General features: G+C 33.6%; 22 protein-coding genes and 2 tRNA genes. 9 read left to right on the forward strand and 15 right to left on the reverse strand.

Annotation, left to right across the window (positions count from 1 at the left end; all coding sequences use genetic code 11):
* Positions 1-36: 36 nt before the first annotated feature.
* From ASD98_RS21265 to ASD98_RS21270, 3 genes are all read right to left on the reverse strand, one after another.
* On the reverse strand, positions 37-489 hold the full coding sequence (locus ASD98_RS21265; RefSeq protein ID WP_053473283.1) for a 6-carboxytetrahydropterin synthase: 453 nt from the start codon (positions 487-489) through the stop codon (positions 37-39).
* A gap of 32 nt (positions 490-521) precedes the next feature.
* Positions 522-698, reverse strand: coding sequence for a hypothetical protein (locus ASD98_RS24160; RefSeq protein ID WP_199866315.1), 177 nt, complete (start codon positions 696-698; stop codon positions 522-524).
* Between the two features lie 90 nt (positions 699-788).
* The gene (locus ASD98_RS21270; RefSeq protein WP_056208539.1) at positions 789-1,553 is read right to left on the reverse strand and encodes an enoyl-CoA hydratase/isomerase family protein; all 765 of its coding nucleotides are present in this window, start codon (positions 1,551-1,553) and stop codon (positions 789-791) included.
* Positions 1,554-1,740: 187 nt separating this feature from the next.
* Here ASD98_RS21270 and ASD98_RS21275 point away from each other — a divergent pair.
* The 3 genes from ASD98_RS21275 to ASD98_RS24065 all read left to right on the forward strand — a co-directional run bounded on the left by ASD98_RS21275 (position 1,741) and on the right by ASD98_RS24065 (position 2,186).
* Positions 1,741-1,814 (forward strand) — tRNA-Ala (locus ASD98_RS21275).
* Positions 1,815-1,887: 73 nt separating this feature from the next.
* The gene (locus ASD98_RS21280) at positions 1,888-2,136 is read left to right on the forward strand and encodes a GIY-YIG nuclease family protein (protein ID WP_056208543.1); all 249 of its coding nucleotides are present in this window, start codon (positions 1,888-1,890) and stop codon (positions 2,134-2,136) included.
* Positions 2,110-2,186, forward strand: a tRNA-OTHER gene (locus tag ASD98_RS24065). Before ASD98_RS21280 ends, ASD98_RS24065 begins: the two co-directional genes overlap by 27 nt.
* A 53-nt stretch (positions 2,187-2,239) precedes the next feature.
* On the opposite strand, the gene ASD98_RS24165 is transcribed toward ASD98_RS24065, so the two are convergent.
* Positions 2,240-2,416: a hypothetical protein gene (locus tag ASD98_RS24165; protein WP_199866316.1), complete on the reverse strand. Its 177-nt coding sequence runs from the start codon at positions 2,414-2,416 to the stop codon at positions 2,240-2,242.
* A gap of 227 nt (positions 2,417-2,643) precedes the next feature.
* Between ASD98_RS24165 and ASD98_RS21285 the strand changes: the two genes are divergently transcribed.
* The 4 genes from ASD98_RS21285 to ASD98_RS21300 are packed head-to-tail and all read left to right on the forward strand — an operon-like array spanning position 2,644 to position 5,513.
* Positions 2,644-3,672: a hypothetical protein gene (locus ASD98_RS21285; RefSeq protein ID WP_056208546.1), complete on the forward strand. Its 1,029-nt coding sequence runs from the start codon at positions 2,644-2,646 to the stop codon at positions 3,670-3,672.
* Positions 3,673-3,697: 25 nt separating this feature from the next.
* On the forward strand, positions 3,698-4,066 hold the full coding sequence (locus ASD98_RS21290; RefSeq protein WP_056208549.1) for a VOC family protein: 369 nt from the start codon (positions 3,698-3,700) through the stop codon (positions 4,064-4,066).
* A gap of 50 nt (positions 4,067-4,116) precedes the next feature.
* Positions 4,117-4,686, forward strand: a complete 570-nt coding sequence (locus ASD98_RS21295) for a hypothetical protein (protein ID WP_056208551.1) — start codon at positions 4,117-4,119, stop codon at positions 4,684-4,686.
* A 56-nt stretch (positions 4,687-4,742) separates the two neighbouring features.
* A complete protein-coding gene (locus tag ASD98_RS21300; RefSeq protein WP_056208553.1) occupies positions 4,743-5,513 on the forward strand; it encodes a DUF2185 domain-containing protein in 771 nt (256 codons plus the stop codon).
* 532 nt (positions 5,514-6,045) lie between these two features.
* Here the strand turns inward: ASD98_RS21300 and ASD98_RS21305 are convergent.
* From ASD98_RS21305 to ASD98_RS21320, 4 genes are read right to left on the reverse strand one after another with little or no spacing between them, the layout of a single operon-like run.
* Complete coding sequence (locus ASD98_RS21305; RefSeq protein ID WP_056208556.1) at positions 6,046-6,432, reverse strand: superinfection immunity protein; 387 nt, start codon at positions 6,430-6,432, stop codon at positions 6,046-6,048.
* Between the two features lie 21 nt (positions 6,433-6,453).
* The gene (locus ASD98_RS21310; RefSeq protein ID WP_056208558.1) at positions 6,454-7,410 is read right to left on the reverse strand and encodes a lipid A deacylase LpxR family protein; all 957 of its coding nucleotides are present in this window, start codon (positions 7,408-7,410) and stop codon (positions 6,454-6,456) included.
* A complete protein-coding gene (gene mtgA, locus ASD98_RS21315; RefSeq protein ID WP_056208560.1) occupies positions 7,400-8,185 on the reverse strand; it encodes a monofunctional biosynthetic peptidoglycan transglycosylase in 786 nt (261 codons plus the stop codon). The genes ASD98_RS21310 and mtgA overlap by 11 nt, the downstream gene beginning before the upstream one ends.
* Entirely contained in the window at positions 8,185-9,297 is a 1,113-nt protein-coding gene (locus ASD98_RS21320; protein WP_056208563.1) for an FAD-binding oxidoreductase, read from the reverse strand. The genes mtgA and ASD98_RS21320 overlap by 1 nt, the downstream gene beginning before the upstream one ends.
* A gap of 298 nt (positions 9,298-9,595) precedes the next feature.
* On the opposite strand from ASD98_RS21320, the gene ASD98_RS21325 reads away from it, so the two are divergent.
* Together ASD98_RS21325 and ASD98_RS21330 are read left to right on the forward strand one after the other, a co-directional pair.
* On the forward strand, positions 9,596-11,497 hold the full coding sequence (locus ASD98_RS21325; RefSeq protein ID WP_056208969.1) for a S9 family peptidase: 1,902 nt from the start codon (positions 9,596-9,598) through the stop codon (positions 11,495-11,497).
* 113 nt (positions 11,498-11,610) lie between these two features.
* Positions 11,611-14,118: an ATP-binding protein gene (locus ASD98_RS21330; protein ID WP_242412149.1), complete on the forward strand. Its 2,508-nt coding sequence runs from the start codon at positions 11,611-11,613 to the stop codon at positions 14,116-14,118.
* On the opposite strand, the gene ASD98_RS21335 is transcribed toward ASD98_RS21330, so the two are convergent.
* From ASD98_RS21335 to accC, 7 genes are all read right to left on the reverse strand, one after another.
* Positions 14,115-15,467, reverse strand: coding sequence for a sigma-54 dependent transcriptional regulator (locus tag ASD98_RS21335; protein WP_056208566.1), 1,353 nt, complete (start codon positions 15,465-15,467; stop codon positions 14,115-14,117). The genes ASD98_RS21330 and ASD98_RS21335 overlap by 4 nt on opposite strands.
* Positions 15,468-15,596: 129 nt before the next feature.
* Positions 15,597-15,893, reverse strand: coding sequence for a hypothetical protein (locus ASD98_RS21340; protein ID WP_053473298.1), 297 nt, complete (start codon positions 15,891-15,893; stop codon positions 15,597-15,599).
* Between the two features lie 16 nt (positions 15,894-15,909).
* Positions 15,910-16,206: a hypothetical protein gene (locus ASD98_RS21345; protein WP_056208569.1), complete on the reverse strand. Its 297-nt coding sequence runs from the start codon at positions 16,204-16,206 to the stop codon at positions 15,910-15,912.
* A 19-nt stretch (positions 16,207-16,225) separates the two neighbouring features.
* Positions 16,226-16,516, reverse strand: a complete 291-nt coding sequence (locus tag ASD98_RS21350; RefSeq protein ID WP_056208572.1) for a hypothetical protein — start codon at positions 16,514-16,516, stop codon at positions 16,226-16,228.
* A gap of 26 nt (positions 16,517-16,542) precedes the next feature.
* A complete protein-coding gene (locus ASD98_RS21355) occupies positions 16,543-16,839 on the reverse strand; it encodes a hypothetical protein (RefSeq protein WP_053473301.1) in 297 nt (98 codons plus the stop codon).
* Between the two features lie 69 nt (positions 16,840-16,908).
* Positions 16,909-17,205 (reverse strand): hypothetical protein, encoded by a 297-nt coding sequence (locus ASD98_RS21360; protein ID WP_056208574.1) that lies wholly within the window; start codon positions 17,203-17,205, stop codon positions 16,909-16,911.
* 633 nt (positions 17,206-17,838) lie between these two features.
* Positions 17,839-19,188 carry an acetyl-CoA carboxylase biotin carboxylase subunit gene (gene accC / locus ASD98_RS21365; RefSeq protein ID WP_056208576.1) on the reverse strand — a complete coding sequence of 450 codons (1,350 nt, stop codon included), beginning with the start codon at positions 19,186-19,188 and terminating at the stop codon, positions 17,839-17,841.
* Between the last annotated feature and the right edge of the window lie 6 nt (positions 19,189-19,194).

Raw genomic sequence — 19,194 nt, forward strand, 5'->3', positions numbered from 1 at the left:
AAACTTTTGACTTTTGACTTTTGACTTTTGACTTTTTTACAAATTATCACTTGCATACCATTCTGCAAATGAAGATTCTGTTTCCTGAAGTTTAAGTGAAAAAAGAGAAATTCCAGATGGAAGTCTTGCGATAATTCTTTCTGCAAAATCAACTACCATGTTTTCACTTGTTGGCTGATAATCAACCAAGATTACATGATGTCCACGATTTTTTAATTCATTTGCTAATTCGACATGCGGCGTTGTTTGGTTAAATACAGTTGCATGATCGAATTGATCGACGATTTCTTCTTTTACAATTTTCTTTAGGTCAGAAAAATCAATCACCATTCCGAATTTCACATTAGACCTGTCAGTAATTGGCGAGCCAATAACGGTTACCGACAATTTATAACTGTGCCCGTGAACGTTCTTGCATTTTCCGTCGTAACCGTACAGTGCATGCCCGGTTTCGAAACTAAATTGTTTTGTAATTCTGATATTACTCATCGATTTTTAATTTAAGGTTGCAAATTTACAAATTAATAACCGTTTTTGTCTCTTTTTTTGGCTCTGATATACATCCAGTAAGCAATTCCTATCAAAAACAGGAACGGAATAAAAGATCCAATCAAAACTCCAATTTGATAACCACTGTCTGGAGCGTTTTTAATTTTCTCTGCAACATCGACATTTTGAAATAATGAAATCAGTTTCATTTTAAGATTGTTCTAATTGTTATTTTTATTTTGCCACAGATTTCACAGATTAAATGGATTTAAATAATCTTATGAATCTGTGGCAAAAATTTACTTTTTAAATTGTCTCAACGCATTTCTGCTAAAATCAGACAAAACCAATTTTCCTGTAATTGAAGCTCGTTCAATTAGTATCGATTCCCATTGTTCTGTTCCTTCCCAAATAATCTTTTTCATTTCCTGAAGTGCTTCCGGATTATAGGAACTTAATTTTTGGGCAAAATTCTGAACATCGTTATCCAAATTTTCTGAATTGGATAAAACAGAATAAAGTCCTTTTTGAAAAGCCCAGTCTGCCGATTTCCATTCGTGCGCCGCCAGAGTCATTTCGGCCATTGCGGTTTTTCCTATTTTACGAGAAACAGCCGGTTCGATTACAAAAGGTCCAATTCCGATTGCTAACTCAGACAATTTCACATCACTTTCCGGAGCTGCAAAAACATAATCGCAGGTTGCAATAATTCCCACTCCTCCGCCAACAGCTTTTCCCTGAACGCGGCCAATAATCAATTTATTGCAATTGCGCATTGCATTTAGCAAATGTGCAAAACCAGAAAAAAATTCTGTACCCTGCTCTTCATTTTCGACTTGCAAAAGTTCATCAAACGATGCGCCGGAACAAAAAGCTTTTGCGCCCTGACTTTTTAAAATGATAACCGAAACATTCTCGTTTCGGCTCAATTCATTAATTTCTGTTGTTAATTGATCTAGTAATGCACGCGGAAAAGAATTACTTGCAGGATGCCCAAATTGTACTGTGGCAATTGTATCTTGAAAAGAAGTCTCTAAAGATCCTTTTGTGTTTTCTGAACTCATAAAAATATTTTTAAATGTAAAGTTACGGTTTTGAAAAATATTTTGTCTGATAGGTTCCGAAATTTGTTTTTTGATAAATATTTGACTTTATTTGTTAACGCTTTGGGGGATTAGCTCATTTGGCTAGAGCGTCCCGATGGAAAATCGGGATGGTGACAGTTCGAATTCGGTGTTCTTCACAAAACAAGGGGGATTAGCTCATTTGGCTAGAGCGCTTGCCTGGCAGGCAAGAGGTGATCGGTTCGAATCCGATATTCTCCACAATTTTTTTACAATTTTATCACAACAAAAATACCCGAACAAAAACGTTCGGGTATTTTCATTTATAGCCATTATGTTTTATACTTATATTCTTTATTCAGCTACTCTTAACAAATATTATATTGGTTCTTGTCAAGATATTCAGAAACGTTTGCAAGACCATTTAAATAGTCGAAGTAAATTTACTAAGGTTGTAAAAGATTGGGAATTGAAATATTACGAAACTTTTGAAACCCGAAGTGATGCGATGAAAAGAGAGTTGCAAATAAAAAAAATGAAGAGCAGTAAATACATTGAAAGCTTAATAGAAACAAAAGGCTAGAGTATCCCGATGCATCGGGAGGGTGACCGGTTCGAATCCGGTATTCTCCACGAAAAAACCGTATTACTTAATGGTAATACGGTTTTTTTATTGATTTCATTATCTACTTTTCGTTTGCCGAATCCTCAGCATCAACTCTGTCTTTTTCTGCTTTTTTGAAATCATTATTCAGCAAATCGGTAAGTTTCTTTTTTTCCTTTTGATTTTTTCTAATTGTTAATACAACCAAAATAACAATCAAAACGGCTACTACTCCTATTACAACCCAATTAATTTCCATAATCTTAAATTTTAATTAAAAGTAAAAATTTAAAACTACAGTCCATATTATCAAAATGTTAAGCATTATTTTTTGAACTTCATTTTAAACCCGTAAGCTAGAAAAAGATACCTTTTCTATTGAGGTCAGAAAAGAATGCTTTTTATTTTGTGAAAACTTTTTTTACATTTATAATCGGTAATCACAATCAATTATAAACTTAAAAAGCACATTTAAATACCACGTTTATGAATATTAAATTACAAACATTACTCGCCGCGACAGCCTTCTTATTTTTTGCTTGTAACGATAAAAAAACCATCGAAACCCAAGAAACCCCAGCAGTAGACAAAACTGCAGCAGTAGAAAATGATACAATCGAAGAAGAATCAGCTCCCAGAAAAGAAAGTATCAATTTATTTACGGTTATGCAAAAAGACAGCAGTGATATTGCTTTTGTTTCGCTTTCGGACATATACCCAATAGGTGACGAAAAAGATACGCTTGCTTTACCCAATCTTGAAAAATTAGAGAAAAACGATGCTGAGTATTTTACGTTTGATAAAATCTACAGAAAAAGATTTTTATCAAAAACCAATATCTCCGAAAACGATTCTGTTTTCATATTAGATTATGCTAAAAACAAACTGGCTTCTTTTGCAGTAAAAAATCTAAAAACCGCTGCGATGTTAAATGGTTATTCTTCTTCAGATGACATACCTTACCACAACTTTGATTACATGATTGGCTTCGAAATCAATAAAAAATTTTTAAATGGTTTCAGCGAATATTATAGAGATGCTTTGGTATATGTTGGCAAAGAAAATCCGTTTTCAAAAGAACGTTTAAAGCCAATTGCATGGAAAAAAATTGCAAAAAAAGACTATCCGTCTAAAACAATGAAAAATGAAGACCGTGTTTTGCTAAAGAACACAGTAGCAGGCAATACCTATTTATTTAAAACAGATAGTTATAATTATTTTCTACAAGACTATCTTGATGATCACAAAATAATTTATGCCAGACGTCTTTTAGTTGCCGATTCTAAAACTGCAGCTATCATAATTGAAAAACTTTACAGCCAAAGCGAAGGCACCTCTCCTGCTCCGCTTAATTACGAAGATGGACCCGATGCAAACCAATGGACAGGAAAACTTTTTAAAGACAAACCGCAAGTTGTTTTTGGTTTTTTGTATGAATCATTTGGATGTCCGGGAATCTCAATTATTGATAAATCAAATGAAGAAATTTATCTTCAGTGTGACAATCGTCATTAATAAAATGATTTAAAAAAAGCAGCTTATGAAAATTTCTTTTGGGCTTTATTGTTCCAATCTCCAGTCATCATTTGATTTTTATCAAAAAGTTTTTAATCTCGAAAACGAAGATTTAAGTAAGTCAAAAGGTTTTTTGGTACCCATTGGCAGTGATTTCGAATTAAAAATAAGCAGTTCAAAAAAGCCTCAGGATGATGGAACTATCGAAATAAATGAAGCCGATATAAAAGAAGCCTACGACAGATTCCTTAAAAACCAGCTTCCTGAAACCTCCGAGTCTGATCCGGAGAAAATGGAGTGCGGCACATTTTCCGGTCCGTGGGAATATCCCGGCGGACTGGCATTGTTTTTAAAAGATCCCGATAATCATTCTTTATTTTTTATAGAATGGTAATGGATATCAAAATATCATGATAAATATTATACAAAATAAAATCTTAAACCATGTCTGAATTAAGCTCATTATATTGTAAAGTAAAAATCACAAAACCGCAGCTGGAAAAGTTTTTAAATAGTCCGCTTGAAGAACCGGAATTAAATAAAAACTGGCTCGACTGGTGGAACAGCCGCAAAATGTATTCAAAAATGGAACTGGCTCCAGAATTACTGCGTACCTATAACGACGATACTAATGAAGAAGTTATTGACGGCTGGATCAATTATCCCGAAGCAATGGCTTTTTCAGATTATGATGAAGCTGCCGAAGAATGGCATTGGGGAATGATGTTTTTCAGTCAGAATTTCACAGAAATGATACCCATGTTCGCCTTTATCATCAGCATGGAAAAATACGTAATTGAAAGCACAGAAAATAAAGCTATCGTTTTTCCTTTCTTTTGGGGAGATGATGCCGTTCATGCTTATATTTATTTTGAAGATGGAAAAGCGATATTGAGCCCGAAAGCGCAGACTTTAAAAGATATTGAGCCGAAGTTTGTGGAACAGACAAAAGATTTTCTCAATAAAAAATGGGATCAGCTGGCGGAAGAAATGGATTTAGATAATTTGGATTAATGCATTTATGTATTTCGTTAAATTAAGTTATTATTATATACTTCAAACATAATCAAATGAAATTTTTCAAAAAGAAATCAATTCAAAATGAGAATAATTTTGATGACTTTCCTCCAATCGGAGGACTTATGGTTTCTAAAATGGTTCTAGACAAAAATATGAAACCTCGATTTTTGTATCGTGAAAAAAGAACACGTCCCGAAGACAGCGGCTGGAGAGTTTTTACAGGATTTGAATCAGAAGAATACACTGACAATCCTGACAACAGCGGCATATATAATCCTTCTACCATTTTAAAGATTGACCCTTCGCTTAAAGATATCTTATTAAAAGGAATTGGTTCTGTTTATGAAAGATTAAGTGATGATTCTGGATGGTATAAAGTCACTGATTTTGATTTGGAAGATGATTATATGACTACTCACAAATTAACAGAAGAATGGACAATTGAAATCAACAACCTCTTTGAAAGAACAATTGAAGAAGATGGAACTTTATATTATACAACAGGAGATAAATCTATTAGGTTAACTATATGGAATTTACAAAAAAACAAAGACGAACTTTATGAGGAATGCAAACATGATATTACTAATCGAGATGAAACTTTTTCTAAAACATTAGATCAATTTGAATTTTCCGATAGCCAAGTTTCAAGAATAGGATATCTGATACAAGAAAATGACGAAGAAAAAATATATAATGTACTTTTTGGTTTTACTATAATTGATAAAGAAGTACTTCAAACCGCTTTTTATTTTGATGAGGAAGAAGATTTCGATTGGGCAATCAATACATGGAAAAATATAAAATTACAAACATTGTAACATTTTAAACTGTAAATATAATCCCTACGGGATATTTATTGGGCTGTGTTTTTATATATATCTACCGATATGTAACTCCTAACGGAGTATTTCGCACTAATTAAATATCGGTAGAAAATATCTATTGAATTTTGTGTATGATATCTGTTTATTCAAATCTAATTTAAAAACTCCGTTAGGAGTTACATATCGGTAGAAAAAACATTACACACAAAAACAATTTGTACCATAGGGACTTTATATCTCGACTGCACGGATCTGTAATCCACAGCCGAAAACTAAATACAAAAAATATTATTTATTTTTTTGTCTATCAATAAAGAAAAAAACTGACGCTCCAAATAAACTGACTAGAAGAATCAACACTCTCATTGCAACAAGTTTTACATCTATGTAACCTCTGAAAATTCTAATTCTAAAGGCATCGGTACTAATAAACTGTACCATACAATAAACAAAAAAAAGAGCAAAAATTAAAGACAATATTTTATATATGAAACGATTCATTATTTTAGATTAATTCGAGAAACATTTACACATCTACTTTGTCAGGGCTAAATTCCGCGATCTTTTTCGCCTCCTTCATTTTCTTTTTTTCTTCTTTCATTTTTCTTTTCGTTTCCACGATAATTCTTGCATGCTTCCTATTGATATTAAAAGCCAAAATAAAGCATATGAACCAGCCCAATATTGTCCAAGCGGTAAGTATATTTATGATTAAGAGATATTTACTATTTCTTTTTTTCCAGCAGATTATTGTTGGTATAAAATAAACAAACAGCATAACCATACCAGCCATTAATTTTCCAACTGTTATGTCGTTGTTTTCGAACGGAAGACTGCTTTCACCAATTTGCATACCATGAACAAAAATGGTAGAAATTAAAGCTGTAACAATAAAAATATTATTTCTCTTCATTTACTTTTTAAGTTACAAGTATTACCTCAACAAAAACCCCATTCGAATCGACCCAAAAAAATAACCCGTATTCGTATCATTAACATCGCCTTCTAATTCTCTTCCACGATAAATAAAAGAATAAGACATATTGAAGTTATTGTGACGATATTTCAAACCAAACTCGGCATTGAAACGAAGCGGGACCAAATCGAAAGTTATCGGACTTGTATCGTTAAACATACTGCCTTCGATCGTTGCATCATAAAACTGATAATTTACACTTGGCATGGCGTAGAAATAAAATTCTCTGATATTTGGCTGTGCATTCGCATTTACCGAAGCATCATGAAGATTTGAATCATAAATTGGAGTTAGTCTCTTAAAGCCAATTCGGGTTAAAAATCCTGTTGAAACTCCTGTAAAAATAGTTCCCAAATTAGCTTCCGACTGAAAATGAAGATCTATAAAATCGTTATGTTTCGATGGAAATAATTTCTTCGAATACATAACATGCGCCTGAACCGCCAAAGCATTATGCAGCTGATTGTCCCAGCCGTAAACTGTTTTATATCCAATAAGTTTATGAAAACCTTCCTGCGTTTCTTCTCCAAAAGCATTTGGCCCCATATATCCTAATTGAAAATTAGCTTTTAAAACCGATTCGCTTTGATAAAAAAAGCTTCTGCCGGCTTCTGCAAAAAGATAACCCGTAAAAGGACGGTCGTTTACATCAACAGCTTCTTTATTAATAAATCTCGGATTATAAATATATTGCCCGGCTCTAAATTCGGTTATTTTTTTATTGATTTTTTCGTTGTTGTTTTTCGATAAAAAACGATAAAAAATCTCTAAACCATTGGTATAATACATGTCGTTTTTAGACGAAGTGTACAAATCATTGTCGGTTATAAAACCTATTTCCTTAGTTTTTCCTTGTCCAAAAGTTAACGTTGCTGTCAAAATCAGAAAAGCAAAAAGTGCTTTTTTACTTCCCATCTCCGCTATAATTGATTTTTCCAACGTAACGCATTTCGCGAACAATTCTTTCTTTTCTTCTGTTGATATAACTTGACGAGCCCGTAGCTTTAAATTTTCTCGGATTTGGCAAAATTGCCGCAATTCCTGCCGCCTGCATTGGTGTTAAACTCGAAGCATCCCGGCGATACCAATGTTCTGTCGCCGCATAGGCACCGTAAACTCCGTCGCCCATTTCGATACTGTTTAGGTAAACTTCCATAATACGTTCTTTGCCCCAAATAATTTCAATTAAAACGGTAAAATAAGCTTCAAGGCCTTTACGGAAATAACTTTTTCCCTGCCATAAAAAGACGTTTTTTGCCGTTTGCTGCGAAATTGTGCTTCCGCCTCGAATTCTGCGTCCGCGTTCATTGCTTTTATAGGCTTTCTGAAGTGCTTTAAAATCAAAACCGTTATGCGTTAAAAAAGTTCCGTCTTCACTCGCGATTACGGCTTTTTGTAAATTCATGGAGATTTTATCAATTGGCTCCCAATCGTGATCAAAATAAACTTCTTTTCCTCCTAACTTATTTTCGATTGCCCGAATAATCATTAAAGGAGTAAAAGGAACCGGTACGTATTTAAAAAGTATAACCGATCCTATCGAAATTCCAAAAAACCACAACATTGTTTTAATCAAAAACCATTTTACTTTTTCGCTAAAAGAACGATTTGATTTCTTTGCAGACGTTTTAGGTTTTGGTTTACTTGCGGTTGTTGTTTTTTTTGGTGCTGGTTTTTTGGGTGCTGCCATTATATTAAATCTGCTAATTCTGTTCCTACTAAACTGCCTATTGCCACTCCCATCCCGCCTAAACGTACTCCACAAAACACGTTTTCAGACAATTGAGAAACAACAGGGCTTTTACTATTTCCAATTCCCATAATGCCGCTCCAACGGTGCGCAATCTGGAAATCCTGATTTGGTAAAATTACATTTTTCAACAACTCTTCCAATTTATTTTGAACAATTTTCGTCTGGCCAAATTCGGTTGTCGTTTCCATTTCAAAATCTAGATTCCGGCCTCCGCCTAAAAGAATTCGATCACCAATATTTCTAAAATAATAATAACCGCGGTCCAGATGAAAAGTTCCTTTTATATCCAGATTTTTAATAGGTTCCGTAATCAAGACTTGTGCTCTTGCCGGTTTTACCGCTCCGTTTGTCAAAGTATTTGCAAAACCGTTTGTCGCAAAAAGTATTTTTTTTGATTTAAAACTAAAATCGTTCAGCACAACTTCAACATGGTGTCCGGCATCACAATAAGAAGTTACAGTTTGCTGATTCAGGATTAAAATATCTGCGGATACGGCTTGCTTCAACAATTCCTGCATCATATTTCCGGTATCGATCTGTGCTTCAAACGGATTAAAAATTAAATAATCCTGAATATTTCCAAATCCAAAACGGTCCGTTTCTTTAGAAAAAACTTCGGCCTTAAAAAGCGGTTTTAAAATTTCGTTTATAAAGGACAGTTTCGAAATACATTCACTAAACCCAAATTCATCTTCTTTCAAAAACAATTCATATCCGCCGTAAGGTTTAAAATCGATTGCCGAATCGCCAAGCCTTTTTCGAAGTAACTGCAAGCCTTTCCAGCGTTTTTCGATAAGCGCCACAACATTTTCTTCAGAATGCGTTTTTAAATCATCTAAAATTTCAGAAAGACTTCCGAAACAGGCAAAGCCGGCATTTTTTGTGCTCGCGCCTTGTGGCAGCATTCCTCTTTCGAGAACTAAAATTTTTGCAGCAGGAAATCTTTCGCGTAAGCGCAAAGCTGTATGGAGGCCAACGATTCCGCTGCCCACAATTGTATAATCAATATCTGTGAACCAGTTTTTTAGTTCCCAATAGCTAAATTCCATTTCTGTATTTATATAAATTCCAATCTTTTAAATTCCAAATTCCAATTTAGGAAATAAATTTTAAACATAGATAGATTTCAATTTTTAAAAATTCAAATTGCAAACTTGCTGTTGATTTTTTAATAGCAGGAATTTTTATTCTTAAAGATTATTAAAATAATTCGTGAATTCGTGGCGAATAAAATTTAAGGTAACATTTTTGGAATTTGGAATTTTAACAATAAATTGGAATTTAGAATTTAACTATTTGGGATTTAAATGTTGTATTTTTAGCGCACAAAAAAATAGAATTTTTATTATGAAAAAAGTATTATTAACAACCTTAATAATGATGAGTTTAAACGCTATCGGGCAGAATGTTATGTCGCCGGAATTGTTATGGAAATTAGGGAGAGTAACTCCGCTTGGAATTTCTAAAGATGCAAAAAATGTGGTTTTTAAAGTTTCTACGCCTTCTGTAGAAGAAAACAAATCGCATTCTAAATTTTACACCATTCCGGTAAACGGAGGAAATGCAACTGAAATTAAAGACACAAAAGAGGTTTTGGCTGACAAAAATGTTTCGTCTGACGGAAAATATTTAGTTTATAATGAAGAAGTAAAAATCGAGAATGTTTTAGGTAAAGATTTTTATCCAAAATTAGACAAATCTGATGCTCAAATTTATGATGGTTTAGATTATCGTCATTGGGACACCTGGAACGAAGGAAAATTTAATCACGTTTTTTATAAAGAAAACAAAGACGGCGTAAAAGGAATTGACATCCTGAAAGGTGAAACTTTTGATTCTCCGCAGAAACCTTTTGGAGGTGACGAAGATTATATCTGGTCGCCAGACAGCAAAAGTATTTTTTATGTGTGCAAGAAAAAAGCAGGAACGGCTTATGCAATTTCTACAAACACTAATATTTATGAGTACAATTTAGAGACTCAAAAAACAACAAATAAAACCGAAGATAATTTAGGTTACGATACAGCGCCGCAATTTTCTCCAACAGGAAATTTATCTTGGTTACAAATGAAACGTGACGGTTATGAGTCTGACAAAAACGATATTATTGTTGAGTTTAAAGGTATCAAAACTAACTTAACGGCAAATTGGAACGGAACTGTAGATAATTTTATCTGGAGCAAAGACGGGAAAACAGTGTTTTTTGTTGCACCAATTGACGGGACAAAGCAACTTTTTTCTGTTAATTTCCCAGGTTTAACTAAAATCGCGATTCAAGTTCGTCAGTTAACAACTGGAGATTTTGATGTAAATGATTTAGTTGGTTTTTCTGGAGATGATATCATCGTAACGAGAACAGACATGAATCATGCGGGAGAAATTTTTTCTTTTAATTTGAAGAAAAATACCTGGAAACAATTATCAAATGTAAATACTGATACTTATAAAACTTTAGCATTAAGCAAAACTGAAAAACGTTACGTTACGACAACCGATGGTAAAAAAATGCTGGTTTGGGTTATTTTACCTCCAAACTTTGATGCTTCTAAAAAATATCCAACTTTATTGTTCTGCCAGGGCGGACCTCAAAGTGCCTTGACACAATCGTATTCTTTCCGTTGGAATTTCTCTTTAATGGCTGCAAAAGGTTATGTGGTTGTGGCACCAAACCGTCGCGGTATGCCGGGACACGGTGTTGAGTGGAACGAACAAATCAGTAAAGACTGGGGTGGACAAGTTATGGACGATTATCTTTCTGCAATTGATGATGTTGCCAAAGAAAGCTACGTTGACAAAAGTCGTTTAGGATGTGTTGGAGCAAGCTACGGAGGATATTCTGTATTTTATTTAGCAGGAATTCATAAAAACCGTTTTAAAACTTTCATCGCTCACGATGGTGTTTTCAATACGGTAAGTATGTTAGGAACTACTGAAGAAGTTTTCTTTAACAACTGGGATTTTGGCGGACCATATTGGGAAAAAGATAATGCTGTGGCTCAAAAAGCTTACACTACTTTTAACCCTGCAACTTTGGTTCAAAATTGGAATAAACCAATTTTAATTTTTCAGGGAGGAAAAGATTTCCGTGTACCGATTGGGCAAGGACAAGAAGCTTTTCAGGCTGCGCAGTTAAGAGGAATCAAAAGCCGTTTTGTGTATTTTCCAGATGAAAATCACTGGGTTTTAAAACCACAAAATGCTCAGGTTTGGCAGGGAGAATTCTTCAAATGGCTGAACGAAACGCTTTAAATCATAAAATTAAAACAAACTTTAACCGCAGTATTATTTATATAATCTGCGGTTATTTTATTTTTAAAACCTTTGAATTATGTAAATATTTGATTTGCATTTACTTTTCTTAAATGGAAATTTTAAATAAATTGCAGGGAATTGTAATTTTAGAAAACTTCGTAAACGCCAAAAACACTATGGAAAGCAAAAAAAGTTATACAGCACTTAAGGTTTTATTCAGCTATGTTGCATTACTTGCTTTGGTGGTTACTGTGGGGTGGTTTTTATATTCTGAAAATGTGGTTTACAATAAGCTCGAAGATAAAATTGCTCAGGAAAAAACCAAAATTCTCCGCGTAAGTAAATTGTTTTCGAATGTCTATAAAACAGAAAGTTTAGCGAGAAAAACAATTCAAACCAATTCTGAAACTGATTTTAAAAGTTATCTTATTGAAACCGATTCTTTAAAAGCAAGAATCGACACTTTAAAACAAATCGTTACGACAGAATATCAGAAAGTTTTATTGGATAGTGTGACCTATTTGTTATCTGAAAAAACAGAAAATATCAGGCAATTAAAAACCATAAAAAACAAAGCCGAAGACGAAGTTTCTGTCAATAATGCTATTGACGAAATTACCAAAATGGAGTTTAATCTTCGAAAACTGGAGCTTCAGGATTTTACCAAAAACCCCAATGAACTTGGAAGTTACCAGCGAAATGTACTACAGAAATATGTGGATTATTTGAACCAAAATATTCCGGATGACAGCACAAACACGTTGAGTAAAAAAGCTTCGGATTCAATTTTGGCCAATTCTAAAAAACTGCTTAGTAACGTAAAAGAAAAAGCAGAAAAGAAAAAAGAAACGCTGAATTTTGAGGAAAACAAATTACTGAAAAATGAAATTGCAATCTCAGAACAGCTTCGAAAAGTACTTCGAATTATCGAAAGAGAAATCATAATCAATTCGATAAAAAATAATTCCTTAAAAGAAAAATCACTTAAAAAAGTCAATGAAATTGTAACCGCTTCGGCGATTATTGGTTTGATATTGACAATCTTTTTTTCTATTCTAATTGTGAGTGATTATTCAAAATCACAAGTTTACAAGAAACAGCTTGAAATAGCGAATTTCAAAACCAAAAATTTATTAAAAAGCCGCGAGCAGTTAATCTCAACAGTAAGCCACGATCTAAAAACGCCTTTGAGCACAATTGTAGGTTATTCTGAACTTTTAGGTAATTCTGATATTAATACGAAACAGTCGTATTTCATTAAAAACATTAAAAATTCATCTGAATATATCACGCAGCTTGTTCAGGATTTATTAGATTTTTCGAGAATTGAAGCAGGAAAAATTACTATTGAAAAAGTTCCGTTTTATCTTCCCGAAGTTATAGAAGATACCGCGAGAAATATCCAGACAGTTTACAAACAAAAAAACATTGATTTAATTATTAATGTTGATGAAAAACTTCAGACAAGAGTTGTTGGCGATCCGTTTCGACTGAAGCAGATTTTGACCAATATTATCGGGAACGCTTATAAATTTACAGAAGAAGGTCATATCAAAATCAGCTCGTATGTTACCGAAAATGAAAATTTCTTTATTATTACGATAGAAGATACCGGAATTGGAATTGAAAAAGGAAATCAAAAATTAGTTTTTGAAGAGTTTGCTCAGGCCAATGAAAATATCGAAAAAAAATATGGCGGCACTGGTTTAGGGCTTTCAATCTGCCAAAAGATAATTTCGTTTATGGGCGGAAGAATAAGTTTGGAAAGTACGTTTGGAAAAGGAAGCACATTTGAGATTAAAATTCCTTTAATTTTTGATCAAAGCGAAATCACAGTTGAAGAAATAAAAAGAAATATTGCACGAAATACGAAAAAACAAACTTTCGTTGTAATTGATGATGATATCAATCTGCTGAATTTAACCAGCGGAGTTTTGCGACAGGAAGAACATCAGGTTCTATCTTTTAATAGTGCTGTAAAAGCGTTAGAAGCTATCCGGAACACTAATTTTGATTTTGTGATTACTGATATTCAAATGCCGGAAATGGACGGTTTTATGTTTTTGAAAAATCTTCGAAATTCTGAAAAAGGTATTTATAAAAACCAGCCTGTAATTGCCTTAACCGGAAGAACAGATTTAGATCCTTCTGTTTATACTGAAGCAGGTTTTACGACCGTTGTAAATAAACCGTATTCTCCTAAAATATTGTTGGAAACAATTCAGCATATTCTGGATAATGATACACTCCCTAAAGTTGAAATAAATGAAGTTGAAGAAACCGTTTCTTCTCAATTGTATACTTTAGATACTTTAAAAGAATTTTTAGGCAACGACAAAAACGCTTTACACGAGGTATTGAAAGCTTTTATAATAAGCAGTAATGAAAATTTAGAACTGCTCGAAAATGCTATTCATGAAAAAAATGTTCCTGAAATAAATTCAATAGCACATCGTATTGCACCAATGTTTAGGCAAATAGAAGCGCGCGATATTGGCATCCTGTTAAAAACGCTGGAACAAAATAATCTTGAAATTGCAGACTTGAAAGATATTTTTGAGGCTCTTAAAGCAAAAACAAACAAACTTTTTGCCCTTTTAGAACAAGAAATTGTTTAATCGATATTGTAGTGCTTTAATTTATTGTAAAGCGTTTTTCTGGTAATCTTAAGCAATTTAGCTGCTTCAGATTTATTATTATGTGTTCTGTTCAACGCTTGAATAATAGCTTCTTTTTCATTATCTGATAGAGAAAAACTACCGCTAAAACCTGCTTGTTTCTGAGATTGGAAAAATTCAATTGGCAAAACATCGCTTTCTATAAAATCGCCTTGCGTTAAAAGTGTAGCACGTTTTACGCAGTTTTGTAATTCACGCAAATTTCCCGGCCAACTGTAATTTTGAAAAATTGAAACAACTTCTGGCGAAAACCCAATGATATCTTTATTTAATTGCTGATTGGCTTTTTCAAGAAAATAATCCGCAAAAACCATTAAATCTTCATCTCGGTCTTTTAATGACGGAGACTGAATAGAGAATTCGTTGATTCTATGGTATAAATCTTCTCTAAAATCGCCGTTTTTTACTGCCTCACGTAAATCTTCGTTTGTAGCGGTAATAATGCGGATATCGACGTTTATTTCTTTATTGCTTCCAACGGGTTTAATTTTTCTTTCCTGGAGTGCACGCAATAACTGAATTTGATTTTCATATGAAAGATTTCCTATTTCATCCAGAAAAAGAGTTCCGCCGTTTGCTGCTTCAAAATATCCCATTTTGTCGCTGATTGCTCCGGTGAAAGATCCTTTTAAATGCCCGAAAAATTCGCTTGCTGCCAATTCTTTTGGAATCGCCCCGCAATCGACGGCAATAAAATTGTTATTTTTTCTATGACTTTGCTGGTGAATACTTTTGGCAATAATTTCTTTTCCTGTTCCGCTTTCGCCGATGATTAAAACCGACATATCTGTTGGACTTACCAATTGAATATGATCTAAAAGTTTTTTTGAAGCGACAGAAATTCCCCGAACAAATTCATTTTCTGCAGAAACCGGTTTCTTTACCGATTTTTTTTGTTTAACCGGAGTTTCATTTTCTTCTTCAGCTTCTGGAGTCTGCAATGCATTTGTAATTACCAATAAAACCTCATCTGGATTGAAAGGTTTTGAAATATAATCGGCTGCACCATTTTTAATTGCTTTTACAGCAGTATTAACATCAGAATATCCCGTCATTAAGATTACCGGAATTTCAGGATGTGAATTCTTAATTTCAGACATAAGCACAATTCCATCAGAATCAGGCAGACGAAGATCTGTCAAAATCAAATCGAAAGATTCATTTTTGATTGCCGATCTCGCTTCTGAAGCAGAAAAAGCGATACTTACTTCGTATTGGTTTTTTACTAGAAATTTTTCTAATAATTTACAAAACGAAATATCATCTTCTATTACTAATATCTTTGACATTTGACTGGAGGGACTTTTTTGCTAAAATAATACTATTAAAGTTATAATTTCTTAAAATTATGCGAAAAAAAAAGAGATTGCACAATGCAATCTCTTTTTCACCAAAAACATAAATCTAATTTCACCTAATTATATTTTCAACCAGTTGCCATTGACATCTGAATACACAGTAGCCTTTTGGTCACCAACCGATATTTCTAATTTGTATTCTTTTTTATCATTAACATAAGCTTTTTCCAGTTTTGCATTTGGATAAGCTGTTTGCAGAGCAGTCTTTACAGCTGCCGGAACAACATCTGTGCTAATTTCAGTATATTCTGTCTGAACAGAAACTGTTGTTTTTACTTTATTTGGAGTTATCTCCGCTATGGCGGGAATTGATAAGCATCCTAAAAGAATAGCTGCTGAGATGGCTAACTTTTTCATATTGCTCTGTGTTTAATTATTTTTTAATGATATTTCCTAAAGCATCTGTAAAAAAAGTATATTTCTTACCTTCTTTTGAAATTTCAAGTTTGTACTCGTCCTTAGCATTTTTCCATGCTTTTTCCAGTTTAGAACCTACAAACGATTTTTCAATTGTAGATTTTACAGCTGCCGGTACGGCATCTGGAGCAACTTCAGTATATTCATCCTGAATATTTACTGATTTCACTACTGAATTTGATTCTGATGGAGTTGCTGCCTGAAGAGACAAACCTCCTAAAATAATCGCTGCTGATAAGATTAACTTTTTCATAATGCTTTAAGATTTAGAGTTATTTTTTAAGAATAGTTCCTGCGGCATCAGTATAAACGATTGATTTTTCGCCTCTTACTGTAACCTCAATTTTATACTCTTTTTTTGAATTAACATAAGCTTTGTCTAGTTTTACACCTGGATAAGCTTCATCAAGAGATTTTTTAATCGCAGCTGGAACAGCGTCGACTTCTTTATAATCATCTTGATAGTTTATTGTATTTACTGTTGTGGTGGTTAAAACAGTATTTTCTGCTTGCATTGACAGTCCTCCTAAAAGAATTGCTGCCGATAATATTAGCTTTTTCATAATAATAGTTTTTTAGGGTTAGTTTTTTATTTTTTTACCCAAGATCCATCGGCATTAGCATAAAGAGAACCTACTTTGTCCCCAACTGTTACTTCTAATTTGTATTGAGAAGCACTGTTTTTATATGCTTTATTAAGAACTGCGTCCGGATATGCTTTTTTAAGCGCATCTGTTACCGCTGCCGGTACTTCTGTTAATTTAACTTCAGTGTAATCATCTTGAAATGATACTGCTTCTACGATAGTATTTGTAATTGGCGAAGTTGAAGCAAATGATGTTAAACCTCCCAAAACGATTGCGGCTGATAAAAATAAATTTTTCATGATAATTATTTTTTAATATTCGTAATTTAATCTTAGTATTTTTAATTTGGATTTTCACGGTACAGAGGATTATTTTTTAATCCAGGTTCCGTCAGCATTAGCAAAAAGATTTCCTACTTTATCGCCCACTGTTACATCCAATTTATATTCTGACTTTTCATTTTTGTAAGCTTTAGTAATTACTGCGTCAGGATAAGCTTTTTTCAAAGCTTCAGTAATTGGAGCTGGTAATTCTTCTAATTTAATTTCAACGTAATCATCTGAAACCGAAATTACTTTTACAATAGAATTTGTTATTGGAGAAGTCGAAGCAAATGATGTTAAACCTCCTAAAACAATCGCGGCTGATAAAAATAAATTTTTCATAATGTGTATATTTTAATAGTTAATAGTTTGTTTTACACTTTAGATAAAGAAACAATTATGCCGAAAAGGAAAAATTCTACTCAAATACCTATAAAAGCCCGTCATTAAAGGGATTACTTAAAATATGCCAAAAATTGAAATAGTATAAAAGTGTGTACTTTGCAGTATAAGTGTGTAAAAAGTATACACTTATTGTGTATACTTAGCTATTTTAAACAAGAAGTTATTTATTTCATAGGAATGTGTCATTGGTAGAATTTAATTTTGTTTCGATAGGTATACGTTCCTACGGAACGTTTGGTTATCGAATAATAAATTCCGTGTTAATTCCATAATAATGGGTCTCCTTACAGAACACAATGCAAATACATTACTATTTTTTTCTACCGATCAAATTTTCCTACGGAATAACAAATACTATCCTTTTGGTTTAAACTGGACTGAAGTCCAGCCCTACAATATAATATGTTCCTTCGGAACTTTGAAAGAGCCTTCGGCTTATATTGTAGGCCGGATTTTAATCCGGTTTAATGTATTAGGTATAAAAACAAAACCCGACAACTTTTAAAAGTTGTCGGGTTTTCTATAATTATAAAAAAAAGCTGTCGATTTTTCGACAGCTTTACTTATTTATTATTCTTCAATAGGTTTCATTTTGAAAGTATCCATAAATGCAGTTGTATAATCTCCTGCAATATATTTTGGATCATCCATTAATTGTCTATGGAAAGGTATTGTAGTTTTTACACCTTCGATTACAAATTCGTCAAGAGCTCTGCGCATTTTGCTGATGGCTTCTTCACGAGACTGCGCTGTTGTAATTAACTTGGCAATCATTGAATCGTAATTTGGCGGAATGCTGTATCCTGAGTAAACGTGAGTATCTAAACGAACTCCGTGTCCTCCAGGCATATGAAGCGTAGTAATTTTTCCTGGTGAAGGGCGAAAATCATTATAAGGATCTTCAGCATTAATACGACATTCGATAGCGTGTAATTCTGGTAAATAATTTTTTCCTGAAATTGGAATTCCGGCAGCAACCATAATTTGCTCACGAATTAAATCGTAATCAATTACCTGTTCAGTAATTGGGTGCTCAACCTGAATACGGGTATTCATTTCCATGAAATAGAAATTTCTGTGTTTGTCCACAAGAAATTCTACCGTTCCAGCTCCTTCGTATTTAATGAATTCAGCAGCTTTTACAGCAGCTTCTCCCATTCTTGTACGCAAGTCATCTGTCATGAAAGGCGAAGGTGTTTCTTCAGTAAGTTTTTGGTGACGACGCTGAACAGAGCAATCTCTTTCAGAAAGGTGACACGCTTTTCCATAAGAATCTCCAACAACCTGAATTTCGATATGACGTGGTTCTTCAATAAGTTTCTCCATGTACATTCCGTCATTTCCAAAAGCGGCAGCAGCTTCCTGACGTGCACTTTCCCAAGCTTTTAAAAGCTCATCTTCTTTCCAGATTGCACGCATTCCTTTTCCACCACCACCTGCAGTAGCTTTCATCATAACCGGATAACCGATTTCTGCTGCTGTTTTTTGTGCATGTTCGTAAGAATCAAGTAATCCGTCTGAACCTGGTACACAAGGTACTCCTGCAGCTTTCATTGTAGCTTTTGCAGAAGCTTTATCTCCCATTCTGTCGATCATTTCAGGAGCCGCACCAATAAATTTGATTCCGTGCTCTTGACAAATTTTTGAGAATTTAGCATTCTCTGAAAGGAAACCGTATCCCGGGTGTATTGCATCTGCATTTGTAATTTCTGCAGCAGCAATAATATTTGACATTTTTAAATACGATAAGTTACTTGGAGGAGGCCCAATACAAACCGCTTCGTCAGCAAATTTAACATGCAAACTTTCTGCATCGGCTGTAGAATAAACTGCTACAGTTTTAATTCCCATTTCCTTGCACGTACGAATTACACGAAGTGCAATTTCTCCTCTATTCGCAATTAATATTTTTTTAAACATCTTATT

This window comes from Flavobacterium sp. Root186 (assembly GCF_001428525.1).
Taxonomy (GTDB): Bacteria; Bacteroidota; Bacteroidia; order Flavobacteriales; family Flavobacteriaceae; genus Flavobacterium.

Coding starts and splice junctions, on each gene's coding strand:
- ASD98_RS21265 (WP_053473283.1), bottom strand. CDS start 489: ATGAGTAATATCAGAATTACAAAACAATTTAGTTTCGAAACCGGGCAT.
- ASD98_RS24160 (WP_199866315.1), bottom strand. CDS start 698: ATGAAACTGATTTCATTATTTCAAAATGTCGATGTTGCAGAGAAAATT.
- ASD98_RS21270 (WP_056208539.1), bottom strand. CDS start 1,553: ATGAGTTCAGAAAACACAAAAGGATCTTTAGAGACTTCTTTTCAAGAT.
- ASD98_RS21280 (WP_056208543.1), top strand. CDS start 1,888: ATGTTTTATACTTATATTCTTTATTCAGCTACTCTTAACAAATATTAT.
- ASD98_RS24165 (WP_199866316.1), bottom strand. CDS start 2,416: ATGGAAATTAATTGGGTTGTAATAGGAGTAGTAGCCGTTTTGATTGTT.
- ASD98_RS21285 (WP_056208546.1), top strand. CDS start 2,644: ATGAATATTAAATTACAAACATTACTCGCCGCGACAGCCTTCTTATTT.
- ASD98_RS21290 (WP_056208549.1), top strand. CDS start 3,698: ATGAAAATTTCTTTTGGGCTTTATTGTTCCAATCTCCAGTCATCATTT.
- ASD98_RS21295 (WP_056208551.1), top strand. CDS start 4,117: ATGTCTGAATTAAGCTCATTATATTGTAAAGTAAAAATCACAAAACCG.
- ASD98_RS21300 (WP_056208553.1), top strand. CDS start 4,743: ATGAAATTTTTCAAAAAGAAATCAATTCAAAATGAGAATAATTTTGAT.
- ASD98_RS21305 (WP_056208556.1), bottom strand. CDS start 6,432: ATGAAGAGAAATAATATTTTTATTGTTACAGCTTTAATTTCTACCATT.
- ASD98_RS21310 (WP_056208558.1), bottom strand. CDS start 7,410: ATGGGAAGTAAAAAAGCACTTTTTGCTTTTCTGATTTTGACAGCAACG.
- mtgA (WP_056208560.1), bottom strand. CDS start 8,185: ATGGCAGCACCCAAAAAACCAGCACCAAAAAAAACAACAACCGCAAGT.
- ASD98_RS21320 (WP_056208563.1), bottom strand. CDS start 9,297: ATGGAATTTAGCTATTGGGAACTAAAAAACTGGTTCACAGATATTGAT.
- ASD98_RS21325 (WP_056208969.1), top strand. CDS start 9,596: ATGAAAAAAGTATTATTAACAACCTTAATAATGATGAGTTTAAACGCT.
- ASD98_RS21330 (WP_242412149.1), top strand. CDS start 11,611: ATGGAAATTTTAAATAAATTGCAGGGAATTGTAATTTTAGAAAACTTC.
- ASD98_RS21335 (WP_056208566.1), bottom strand. CDS start 15,467: ATGTCAAAGATATTAGTAATAGAAGATGATATTTCGTTTTGTAAATTA.
- ASD98_RS21340 (WP_053473298.1), bottom strand. CDS start 15,893: ATGAAAAAGTTAGCCATCTCAGCAGCTATTCTTTTAGGATGCTTATCA.
- ASD98_RS21345 (WP_056208569.1), bottom strand. CDS start 16,206: ATGAAAAAGTTAATCTTATCAGCAGCGATTATTTTAGGAGGTTTGTCT.
- ASD98_RS21350 (WP_056208572.1), bottom strand. CDS start 16,516: ATGAAAAAGCTAATATTATCGGCAGCAATTCTTTTAGGAGGACTGTCA.
- ASD98_RS21355 (WP_053473301.1), bottom strand. CDS start 16,839: ATGAAAAATTTATTTTTATCAGCCGCAATCGTTTTGGGAGGTTTAACA.
- ASD98_RS21360 (WP_056208574.1), bottom strand. CDS start 17,205: ATGAAAAATTTATTTTTATCAGCCGCGATTGTTTTAGGAGGTTTAACA.
- accC (WP_056208576.1), bottom strand. CDS start 19,188: ATGTTTAAAAAAATATTAATTGCGAATAGAGGAGAAATTGCACTTCGT.